This is a genomic window from Candidatus Igneacidithiobacillus taiwanensis (assembly GCF_031962545.1).
GTDB classification, from domain to species: Bacteria; Pseudomonadota; Gammaproteobacteria; order Acidithiobacillales; family Acidithiobacillaceae; genus Igneacidithiobacillus; species Igneacidithiobacillus taiwanensis.
In genome coordinates this window covers 1-11,234 of sequence record NZ_JAVRKK010000071.1, presented here as the reverse complement: position 1 = coordinate 11,234, position 11,234 = coordinate 1, and the positions used below count along the sequence as shown (strand labels likewise).

Genomic DNA, 11,234 nt, shown 5'->3' with positions numbered 1-11,234 from the left:
TACAACGCCGAACGGCCACACCATCGACTCGGACAGAAACCACCGCTATCCTTCCTCCTCCAACATCTACCACAGTGCCAAAGGTGGTGGACGCATACACTACCTTGATGAAGTTGTCGAGGCACGCCAAGATACCACCGTGGTGATTCATCCTCTGACGGATCATCGGCGCGTTCTACCCTTGGACAAAAAGGGAGAACTCGTCCATGCCCATGCCGATTTTCAGCTGGTCATTTCCTATAATCCGGGCTATCAGAGCTTGCTAAAAGATCTCAAGCCTTCCACCAAGCAGCGCTTTACCGCATTTGACTTCGACTACCCTGGTCCTGAGATCGAAGCCACCATCCTCCAGCAAGAGGCTGGTGTAGCTCCGGACATCGCCGAGCAATTGGTCAAGATCGGTGCGGTGGCGCGAAGGCTCAAAGGCCATGGGCTTGACGAGGGTATTTCTACCCGGTTGCTCGTCTACGCCGCCGCATTGATTGAGGATGGCGTAGCCCCCCAAGATGCTTGCCGCATGGCCCTGGCAGCCCCCATCACCGATGATGCCGATATCCGGGCTACCCTGGAGCATGCCATCATCGCCACCTTTGCCTAGAAGTCGGGCTCAACGTGCCGCACCCATCCAACGAAGAAGATACCCTCGCAAGCGCCTGGGCGCGCCTGGATACCGGCTTCAGCGAAGTGGAGCGAGTCTTTCCCGATCTCTGGCAGGAGGCGCGGGCGCTACTCAGTCCCCAAGGGCTGCTCGACTACCTCGAAGCGGCGCGCCAAATTGGTAAACTCGGGCGCGGTTCCGAGCCGATGCTCGTATTTCTTGAAGAATGGCCTGGCGTTGCCAAGGCAGTTGGAGAAGACGCCCTGCATGCGGTAACTGATGCTATTGGCCGCCTACAAAAGTCGCCGAATGGCCGCGACATTACCGGATTACTGCAGACCTTGGCCCCGGTGGCAGAACGATTGCGTTCGCAGGAGCTACTAGCAAGCTATTTGCAGATTGCGATGCGACTACAGGCACAGACCAGCGGATCCATCCATGGCCGGCAAACCACTATTCCGAGCAGTGGCCTCCCGGAATTTTTCGCCCAAGCACCGGCGCTACTGCAACAAGTCAGTCTCGAGGGCCTTGCCAACTGGGTAGAATATGGCATCCACAATTATGCCAATCATCCAGATCGGCAAAAGGACTACTTCGGGCTGCAGTCGGCCGACAGTCGAGCGGTATTACAGAGAGAACGACACGGGACCCTGCTCGCCGATATCGAACGGCGTTTGGACCTCTATCTGCGTGGATTATGGCAGGACGACGCACAGCTCATCCCCTATTCCACCGCCTTCCATCAATTACGACAGCCTATGCCGTATTTCGACTCTCTCGGCTTTCGCCTGCCCGATGTCTACGAGGATGCGCACAACGTGGCGGGTATTGACCGCTATCGTGCTGCCCTTGCGCATATGGTCGGACACCGTCGCTGGAGTCGCCCGCTCATTGCCGATAACTGGAGTCCGTTTCAACGCCTGGCGGTGGAATGTCTGGAAGACTGCCGCATCGACACCTTGCTTATCCGCGAATACCCTGGCCTGCGTGCGCTGTTGTTGCGCCTGCACCCGATGCCTCGAGAAGATGCCTGCGACTCCCAAACCACTTCCTGCCTGCGCCATCGCCTGGCAATGCTGTCCCGCGCCCTACTGGACCCTGAGCACACCTACAACAATTCCACCATCCTCAAAGTTGTCGCAAGGTTTCAAGCATTTTTGGCGCAAGGGCTTAGTAGCACCGAAGAAGTGGCGGCCCTGGCGCTGGAGTTTGTTACCCGCACCAGACTTCCTAGCGACCAGTTTGCCCAGGTCCATTTTACCGACACGGTGGTGGACTACCGAGACGACAATCGTCACCTCTGGACCTTTATCGAACCGGATGATGAAGAAGAATCCCTCGAAGACAGCCCCCGCGCCCAACACGCCGAAGAGGCCTCTTCGCTACCGCCTCGTCATTACCCCGAATGGGATGACCAAAGCCAGAGTTACCGACCCGATTGGGTCAGCGTCTACGACCAACTGCATCCCAGTGGAAACCCCGACCAAATCGACCGCTTGCTAGCACGCCATGCGGTTTTGGCGAAACGACTCCAGCGGCTCTTTGACTTACTCAAACCCCAGGACAAGGAGCGGGTGCGCTACCAGGAGGATGGCAGCGAACTGGATCTAGACATCGCGTTGCGCGCATTCATCGATTACAAAAGTGGCGCCCAACCGGACCCACGCATCAATTTCCGCCATCGCAGCCATCACCGGGACATTACCGTACTGCTCTTGCTCGATCTCTCCGATTCCCTCAACGATCCCGTCGCCGGGACGGGGCAAACCTTGCTGGAACTGAGTCAGGAGGCGGTTTCCCTGCTCGCCTGGGCCATCGAGAGCCTAGGGGATCCCTTCGCCATTGCTGGTTTCCACTCCAACACCCGCCATGAGGTGCGCTACGCCCACATCAAGGGGTTCGGCGAGCAGTGGGATACATCGGTGAAAGCGCGTCTGGCCGGTATGCAGGCCTGCTGGTCGACGCGCATGGGGGCGGCCATGCGCCACGCTGGTCAGTATCTGGGCGCCCGCAAGGCCGAGAAGAAACTGCTGCTCGTCCTCACCGATGGCGCTCCAGCGGACGTAGACGTTACTGCACCCCAACAACTGATCGCCGATGCCCGGCAAGCGGTAAAAGAACTCGATCAACAGGGGATTTACTCCTACTGCATCAGCCTCGACCCACAGGCCGATGCCTACGTGGGCAACATTTTTGGGCGCCAGTTCACCGTTATCGATCACATCGAACGATTGCCAGAACGACTGCCGCAATTGTTCCTGGCCCTTACCCATTGACCAGTATATTGCGCATACTGATCGGAATACTGTACATTCGTCTCCATGGACCAACTCGCCCGTCAATTGCAAAAGATCCGCGAAGAGCGCCAACTCTCGCTGCGTTCCCTCGCTGAACTCGCAGGAGTTTCTCCTAGCTCGATCTCCCAGATTGAGGCAGCGCAAGTCTCGCCGTCCATTGCCACCCTGGAAAAAATCTGCAATGCCCTAGGGGTACCCATTGCCACCCTTTTCGATGAGCCAACAGACGGTCCCGTCCCGATCATCGTACGCGCCAAGGAGCGGAGACGGGTGTACAGCGCCGGCTCTCATGCCAGCATCGAGCCCCTGGCACGGGGTTTTGCCCGCAAAAAGATGCAACCCATCCTACTGACCTTGGATGCCGGCGGCGAATGTGGGGAGCACCCATACACCAGCGCCGATGGAGAGGAATTCGCCATGCTCATTACCGGCCAGGCGCAATTTGAACAGCAGGACCACCAGCATACCTTGGAAGAAGGGGACGCGGTCTACTACGATCCACGACAGCCCCATAATTGGCGCAATGTTGGCCGCAAACCTGCAGTATTGCTCATCGTCGTCGCGCAATGAACAATGCCCTCCCGGTAGCACTTGCCCTGGCGGCCGCCGCTCTTGGCCCGCTAGTAAGCATGGGCGCACTGTTTCCGCCGCCGCGTCCTTCCTGGTTGCGCTATGGCTCGCTACTGACCACCAGCAGTATGAGCCTGCTCTGGCTGGTCAGCGCTTACCTAGCGCTGCAAGGTCCCGGCCATTCCCCAACCCTCCGCATTGGTACCCGGATTCTCTGGCAGTTCCGGCTCGATCCCCTCTCGGCTTTCTTTCTGTTGATTCTGGGGGTGGTGGGGGTCGCCGCATCCCTGCATGCCCTGGGGTATTTTCGCAGCCTCGGTAAGGCGGAACTGCAGCGGGTTCTGATTCCTTTACCGGTCTTTCTTTCGGCCATGGCGCTTGTCCTGCTGGCCGATAATGCTTACAGCTTTCTAGTGGCTTGGGAAGCGATGGCCTTGAGCTCCAGTTTTTTGATCCTCGTCCAATCCCAGGCGCCCACGGCGCGGCGAGCCGCCTACCTCTATCTGCTCATCGCCCATTTGGGAGCCCTGTGTTTGCTCGCTGCCTTTGCCTTGCTGAGTAACGGCAACCCTCTATCCGGTAATGATTTTTCGGCTATGGCGCAGCGCATCCATACGCCCTGGCAGACCCAAGTCATCTACCTGCTCACCCTGCTCGGATTTGGAGCGAAGCTGGGCGCCGCGCCCCTACACATATGGTTACCTGAGGCGCACCCGGCCGCACCTTCTCCGGTTTCTGCTCTCATGAGTGCCGCTATGCTCCCGATCGCCCTTTATGGCCTATTACGCATCGACTGGGTAATCCTACCCCCATCGGGCATCTCCTGGGGTTTGATTTGGCTCGCAGTGGGTTTGCTCACGGCGGGCTTCGGCGTGCTCTTTTCTACTCTGCAGCGAGACCTGAAACGGTTGCTGGCCTATTCCTCCATGGAGAATATGGGACTGATCCTGGTCGCTCTGGGGCTTGCACGGCTCTTTGCCGCCGCCAATGCTCCCACTTTGGCGGCGCTGGCCTTGACCGCCGGACTTCTGCAAACGCTGAATCATGCCTTCTTCAAGGGGTTGCTCTTCTTGGGCAGTGGCAGCGTGTTCCATAGTGCGGGCACCGTCGATATGGGGCGCTTGGGCGGTCTGATTCGGGTGATGCCGCAAACCACGCTGTTGATGCTCATCGGCACGCTTGCCATTGCCGGACTGCCCCCCCTTAATGGTTTTGCCTCCGAGTGGATGTTATTGCAGGCCTTCCTCCTGGCGCCACAAATGGCTTCGGGGGCTCTGCAGGCGATTCTCCCACTTGCCGCCGCCGGTGTCGTCCTGGTCTTGGCCCTGTCTAGCTTTGCCATCGTCAAGGCCTTCGGCCTGAGTTTTCTCGGCCAGGTGCGTAGTTCCTACAGGGCGCACGAAGCAAGTCTCTGGGAGCGTCTCGCCATGGCCTTCCTTGCCTTGGGTTGCATTCTTTTGGGACTCTTTCCGGGTTTTGCCGTGAATGCCTTGCAACAGGTAAATCTCCTGTTGCTGCATACCAGTGGACTGGGGCGACAGAGTTGCTGGGGATTGACACCGATATCCCCGGAGCGAGCCAGTTATCTGCCCAGCGCCTTTTTGATCGGAATTGTGCTTGCCACTGTTTTGACCTTTTTGCTGGTGTGGTGGCGTTTTGGTCGCCCCTTTCGGCGCGTTCCGGTTTGGGCCTGCGGGTTTCGGGGACCTATCACTCCGCGGATGCAGGATAGCCCGACGGGATTTAGCCAACCGTTGTTGCGCATTTTCCAACCCGTCCACCGCGGTATCATTCTTCCCCAGTCGGCAGATAGGGAATTGCAAGTCGAGGTCGTTGACCCTTTTTGGTCCGGCCTATACCAACCCGTGCAACGCTTGGCGAATGCCTTGTCCCGTCAGGCGCTACGCCTGCAACGTGGCCGAATCACTTCGTATCTTCTCTATGCCTTTCTGACGTTGGTCATTCTCCTGGTACTCGTCCGATGAATTGGGGCGCCTGGGGAATGCAAAGTATACAGGTACTGTTGGCCCTAGCCATCGCACCCCTCTTTGCGGCATGGCTCGGCACGCTCCGCGCCTTGTTGCAGAACCGGCGACCGGCAGGACTCGGGCAAGGCTATCGCGATCTGCGGCGACTCTTTCATAAAGAGTCTCTTCTCCCCGAGGGCTCGTCCTGGCTCTTACGCTTTAGTCCCTACATCCTCTTTGGTACCAAAGTGATGGCCCTGACTCTGGTTCCCATAATCGCCTTGAATCTTCCGTTGGCACGCACAGCAGACGTTATCGCCCTGGTCGGGCTGCTCGCGGTTGCCCGTATTTTTCAGGTTCTGGCGGCTATGGATACGGGTACCGCCTTTGCTGATTTGGGTGCTCATCGGGAAATGCTGGTCTCGGCCCTGGCCGAGCCGGCCCTGCTGACGGCTTTTTTCATCGCCTCCCTGCTGGCAGGGTCGACGTCGCTCAGCACAATTGCCCTGCATGCCCAGCAAGCGATGTTCTCTCTGCATCCGAGCATGGTCTTTGCCGCTGCTGCCTTTTTTCTGGTGCTCTTGATCGAAAACGCGCGCATTCCCGTCGATAATCCAGCCACCCACCTCGAACTCACCATGATCCATGAAGCCATGCTGTTGGAATATTCCGGTCGGCATCTGGCCCTTTTGGAATGGGGGGCGCAGGTAAAACTCCTCCTCTATGTTGCTATGGGCATTGCCCTCTTTTTCCCATGGGGAATTGCCGACCATGCGAGCCCTCTTGCGTTCTTGGTAGCCTGCCTGGCATTGCTGGGCAAACTCTTCCTCGCGGCGCCCATCCTCGCCCTTGTCGAAACCTTGTTCGCCAAGAAGCGCCTCTTCCGTGTGCCGGAATTCGCCGCCAGCGCTTTTCTGTTTGGCGTGATCGGCTTGCTGACACATTTTATGTTGGGAGCCTGAGTATGCATCTGGCAATGGATTGGTTTTCCCTGCCCTCCCTGCTGAAATTCTTGGCGGCCTGGATGTTGCTGCTCAGCTTCGCTCTTCTCGCTCAACGACGGCTTTTGAGCTTGATTCATCTGCTGGCCTGGCAAGGGGTCACCCTGGCCCTGAGCACCGCTCTGGTCGCCTACCTCACGGGCGATCGTCTACTTTGGCTTTCGGCAACCCTGACCTTGGCGCTCAAGGGGCTCTTGGTTCCTACCTTGCTCCATCGTCTCCTGCGACGCTTGCAGGTGCGTGGCGACGTCGAAATGAGCTTGAATGTGGCGAGCACCCAGCTGATTGGCATCGTTCTTGTCATCTTTGCTTTTGCCTTGGCCGCGCCCCTGTCCGGCGCTTTGCCCGCAGTCACGCACGGCATGCTCAGCATCGCCTTGGCCGCCTTTCTCCTCGCGTTTTTGATGATGATTACCCGCCGCAAGGCCATATCCGAAGTGGTGGGTTTTCTGGCCATGGATAATGCCTTGTTCTTTGCCGCTACCAGCGCCACCCTAGGCATGCCGCTGATCGTAGAACTTGGTATTGCCCTCGATGCCCTGATCGCTTTTGTCATCCTCGGCGTGTTCTTCTTTCACATCAGTGAAAGCTTCGAGAGCCTGGATCTTCACTGGCTAGAGCGTCTGCGGGAGGATCAATGATCCTCCTCTGGCTCCTGGGTTCAGCACTTGCCGGAGTACCGATCCTCGCCCTTTGGGGCGATGGTCGCAGAGGGCGTTGGCTCTTCGTCGCCATCAATGTTCTTGTGTTGTTGCTCAGCGTAGTAGCAGCAACAGATTTCCTGCAGCAAGGACCATTGGCGGCGATGGGAGAGGAGTTACGCATGGATGCGTTTTCCTTGATTTTGGTGATGCTCAATGGCGTGGTGGGGATGATGACTGCTTGGTTTTCCGCCGGCTACTGGCAACAAGAAGTACAGCACCATCATTTTGGCATAGGGCGTCAGCGCCTCTATCACGCCATGTTTCAGAGTTTTTTGGCAACCATGCTCTTGGCACTACTGAGCAATAATCTCGGCATCCTCTGGGTCGCCTTGGAAGGCGCGACACTCTCTACCGTGCTGCTAGTAAGCATGCAGCGTAGCGGCGAAAGCCTGGAAGCCGCCTGGAAATACTTCATTCTTTGTGGAGTAGGATTGGCGATGGCCCTTTTTGGTACCGTACTGCTGTATTTTGCAGCGAAGCCGGTATTGGGATCGGGGGCACAAGCCTTGTTGTGGTCGACGTTACATCACCATGCTGCGAGCCTCAATGGTACGGTCATCGCCCTGGCTTTTGTTTTCATTCTGGTTGGCTATGGAACCAAGGTGGGTCTTGCCCCCCTCAACAGCTGGTTGCCCGATGCCCATGCCGCCGGACCCAGTACGGTTTCGGCGGTGCTCTCCGGCCTCCTGCTCAATGTCGCGCTCTACGCCATACTGCGCTACAAAAGCTTGGCCGATGCCGCCGTGGGTTCCGCGTTTGCCTCGCGTCTACTCCTTGCTTTTGGACTGCTCTCCTTGCTTTTGGCTGCCTTCTCCATGCTCCGCCAGCATGACGTGAAACGGCTGTTTGCGTACTCCTCGGTAGAACATATGGGGATCATCTGTATTGCCTTTGGCTTGGGCGGACCACTCGCCATCTTCGCGGGGATCTTGCACATGCTTGGTCATAGCCTAGCCAAGTCTTCGGTATTCTATTCCGTGGGTCGCGCTGTGCAGGAAAATCATTCCCGCGAGCTGGAAGATCTCCATGGACTTTTTGCCCGTCGTCCTGCCATAGGTTGGTCTTTGCTTCTCTCTATTTTAGCAATTTTAGGCATGCCACCAGGCTCACTCTTTCTGAGCGAGTTTCTGATCATTGTCGCCAGTATCCAGCAAGCTTGGTTCATAACCCCGCTGCTACTTCTTGGCTTAGGAACGGCTTTTGCCGCCATTCTGCCCCGCCTTCTGCAAATGCTCTACGGTGTGCCAAATTCTCCGAGAGTCAACCTGAGTGGCAAAGACCTTCGTCCGGCATTTGTGCAAATCTTTTTGGTTATGGCCTTGGGCATCTGGATCCCCAGCTCCTTGGATGGCTGGATGCACAGCGTCGTCGGGCTACTGCAATGAACCAGGAAACGGTTTTCCCCGCCGGCGTCGGTGCAACCTTTTCTCTCGGTGGATCGCTATTCAGCGCCGAGGTCAGCGTCATAGACTGGCAAAGCGTTGCCCGGGAATTGCGACAACAGGGAGCGCGTTTGTTGGGAATTTGGGGCGAGTCCTTGGGTGATCGTGCTTTCCAGATTCACGCCCTGTTTTTGCAGAAAAGTGCCTGCCTTTGGTGTCGTCTTCGGCTTCCCGAGAACGCCGAAGAATTTCCCAGCCTTTCCGGGATTTTCCCCACGGCGTCAAGACAAGAGCGCGCCATCTCTGACCTAATAGGATTGCACCCACAGGGCAATGATGATGGCCGCCCCTGGCTGCGCCATGCAGCCTGGCCAGATTCCTTCTATCCCCTGCGGCGAGGTCCGATTCCACAAGCCGATTTGGGTATTCAGGGAGACGCGGATTATGCCTTTGCAACACTCTCCGGCGAAGACGTACACGAAATTCCTGTTGGCCCTGTGCATGCTGGCACTATCGAACCTGGACATTTTCGATTTAGCTGCCTGGGAGAAAAAGTTTTGCGTTTGGAAGAACGTTTAGGCTACACCCACAAAGGGGTTGAGCGACTGTTTCACGGACTAGATCCAGTGAGCGGCCTCACCTTGGCGGGGCGGGTAAGTGGTGACAGTACTGTGGCGTATGCCTGGGCTTACACCATGGCTCTGGAAAACATAGCCGGTATCACTTTACCTGAGCGTATCACCGCTCTGCGCGGTCTTTGCTTGGAACGCGAGCGCATTGCCAACCACCTGGGAGACCTGGGGGCAATGGGAAACGATGCTGGCCTCGCCTTCGCCCTCACGCAAATGATGGCGCTTAAAGAAGAGCTATTGCAGGAAAATGAACAAATTTTTGGGCACCGCTACCTCATGGATACGATCCGCCTTGGTGGAGTCGCCTTTGACCTCTCGCCTGCGGACTGTGAGCGACTACGCGCGAGTGGCGCGCGTTGGCAACAACGGCTAAGAAGTCTAGAACTATTACTGCGCGAGCATGCCGGCTTGCGCGATCGTCTCGTGGGTACCGGTCCTATTACACCAGATCGGGCGGCTCATTGGGGAATGGGTGGGCTCGCGGGTCGCGCCAGCGGCCAAGCTTGGGACCTGCGGGTGCATCTGACGCCTGCTCCGTATGATCGTTTTCCCATGACGATTGCCCTGGCATCCGAGGGTGATGTGGCGGCCCGATGGGCAGTGCGCTTTGCGGAGACATTTACCAGCTTACGTTGGCAAGACGACTTATTGGCCGCACTACCCGAGGGTCGTCACCGAACTTCTTGCAGGCTCCCGACGTTCGGGCAAGGTCTGGGTATGGTGGAAGGGTGGCGCGGCGAGGTATTTATAGCCGTGCGCTTGGAAGCCGGGAAAATCGTCCGCTGCCATCCGCATGATCCCTCCTGGTCCCTCTGGCCAGTACTGGAGGAGGCGGTACTACAGGATATTATTGCGGATTTCCCGCTCATCAATAAGTCCTTTAACCTCAGCTACAGCGGTCACGATCTATGAGGCCGATGTTCGGAGAATACGTATGTACCGCATTCTGAAAGAAGCTTGGCGTCTCGGTAAGGTAGGGGCGTCTGCGCCGCACCAGAAAAGCGCGGGATTATTTGCACACAGTGCCACCATTCGGCATGTAGATGCCGGCTCGTGTAATGGCTGCGAATTGGAGATCCAGGCCTTGAATGGCCCTCATTATGGTTTAGAACAAGCTGGCCTTCGTTTTACCGCGTCACCCCGTCATGCCGATGTGCTCCTGGTAACCGGCCCGGTGTCGCGGCACATGGCCGCCGCCCTGCAGGACACCTACGACGCCATGGCGCATCCCAAAAAGGTCTTGGCCTTGGGTGACTGCGCCTGTACTGGAGGGGTATTCAAAGCCAGTTATGCAGTCGTTGGGCCAGCAGAGACTATTCTCCCCGTACAGGGGCGTTGCCCTGGTTGCCCGCCAAAGCCGGAACAAATTCTCGAAGCCTTGGCAGCTTTATGCAACGATCAGGTCGACTCATGAGAAAAGCAGAGATTATTCAGGAATTGGCACGACGCTCGGGGATACATCCCAGCTTAGCCGAACATGTTCACGATAATTTAATGGAGATTTTTGCCGAAAGCCTATGTAGACTTGACCATGCTCCAATAGGTTATCTCGGATATTTGCGAGCAGTTTTTCGTAGCCCGCGCGAAGGCAGAAATCCTAAAACGAATGAACGCATTTTGATTCCGGCGCATGCTAAACTATACGTCCATACTGCAAAGGGTTTTCAGGATCGTTTAGAACGCCAGCTATTGCCGCAAGGAGACGATCCTGGCCATGCAACATGATGAGAAATATTTATATATCAAAAAGATCTTCTTGTATCTGGAATACCGGAGGTAATTTTTTCGGGGCAGTAATCCGCAACTGCTTATTGACGCTCATCCTACCAAATACTACTTCGATTGCCGAAGGTGAAACAGCAAACTCGCGGGCCAAAAAACGTACCATATGATCAGTAGCGCGGCCGTTTTCCGGCGCTGCGGTTACACTAACCTTGAGTTGTGTTCCCTTGGGTTTCCCAATCGCATCTTTAGAAGCGCTCGGTTTGCCAAGAATATTGACTACCAGCGTCTCTCCATCCCACCAGAAAAAGATTTCCCTTGCCATCTTCGTTATCAACAACTTGAATTCATTCGAATTTAT

11 protein-coding genes are annotated in these 11,234 nt (G+C 56.7%); 10 read left to right on the top strand and 1 reads right to left on the bottom strand.

What is annotated here, in order from left to right:
- The 10 genes from RTI30_RS09375 to RTI30_RS09330 form a co-directional block, all read left to right on the top strand.
- Positions 1 to 598 (top strand): CbbQ/NirQ/NorQ C-terminal domain-containing protein (locus RTI30_RS09375; RefSeq protein WP_312263027.1); only part of this gene is annotated, 598 nt, incomplete at its 5' end.
- Positions 599 to 612: 14 nt separating this feature from the next.
- Positions 613 to 2,874, top strand: a complete 2,262-nt coding sequence (locus tag RTI30_RS09370; protein ID WP_312263026.1) for a VWA domain-containing protein — start codon at positions 613 to 615, stop codon at positions 2,872 to 2,874.
- Between the two features lie 45 nt (positions 2,875 to 2,919).
- Entirely contained in the window at positions 2,920 to 3,465 is a 546-nt protein-coding gene (locus RTI30_RS09365) for a helix-turn-helix domain-containing protein (RefSeq protein WP_312263025.1), read from the top strand.
- Entirely contained in the window at positions 3,462 to 5,450 is a 1,989-nt protein-coding gene (locus RTI30_RS09360) for a proton-conducting transporter membrane subunit (protein ID WP_312263024.1), read from the top strand. Before RTI30_RS09365 ends, RTI30_RS09360 begins: the two co-directional genes overlap by 4 nt.
- A 17-nt stretch (positions 5,451 to 5,467) precedes the next feature.
- A complete protein-coding gene (locus RTI30_RS09355) occupies positions 5,468 to 6,394 on the top strand; it encodes an NADH-quinone oxidoreductase subunit H (protein WP_312283692.1) in 927 nt (308 codons plus the stop codon).
- Positions 6,395 to 6,396: 2 nt separating this feature from the next.
- Entirely contained in the window at positions 6,397 to 7,074 is a 678-nt protein-coding gene (locus RTI30_RS09350) for a formate hydrogenlyase (RefSeq protein ID WP_312263022.1), read from the top strand.
- The gene (locus tag RTI30_RS09345; protein ID WP_312263021.1) at positions 7,071 to 8,522 is read left to right on the top strand and encodes a hydrogenase 4 subunit F; all 1,452 of its coding nucleotides are present in this window, start codon (positions 7,071 to 7,073) and stop codon (positions 8,520 to 8,522) included. The genes RTI30_RS09350 and RTI30_RS09345 overlap by 4 nt, the downstream gene beginning before the upstream one ends.
- Positions 8,519 to 10,063 carry an NADH-quinone oxidoreductase subunit C gene (locus tag RTI30_RS09340; protein ID WP_312263020.1) on the top strand — a complete coding sequence of 515 codons (1,545 nt, stop codon included), beginning with the start codon at positions 8,519 to 8,521 and terminating at the stop codon, positions 10,061 to 10,063. The genes RTI30_RS09345 and RTI30_RS09340 overlap by 4 nt, the downstream gene beginning before the upstream one ends.
- Positions 10,064 to 10,085: 22 nt before the next feature.
- On the top strand, positions 10,086 to 10,565 hold the full coding sequence (locus tag RTI30_RS09335) for an NADH-quinone oxidoreductase subunit NuoB (protein ID WP_312263019.1): 480 nt from the start codon (positions 10,086 to 10,088) through the stop codon (positions 10,563 to 10,565).
- A complete protein-coding gene (locus RTI30_RS09330) occupies positions 10,562 to 10,876 on the top strand; it encodes an HU family DNA-binding protein (protein ID WP_312263018.1) in 315 nt (104 codons plus the stop codon). The genes RTI30_RS09335 and RTI30_RS09330 overlap by 4 nt, the downstream gene beginning before the upstream one ends.
- A 10-nt stretch (positions 10,877 to 10,886) precedes the next feature.
- On the opposite strand, the gene RTI30_RS09325 is transcribed toward RTI30_RS09330, so the two are convergent.
- A partial coding sequence (locus RTI30_RS09325) for a DUF167 family protein (RefSeq protein WP_312283691.1) occupies positions 10,887 to 11,234 on the bottom strand: 348 nt, incomplete at its 5' end.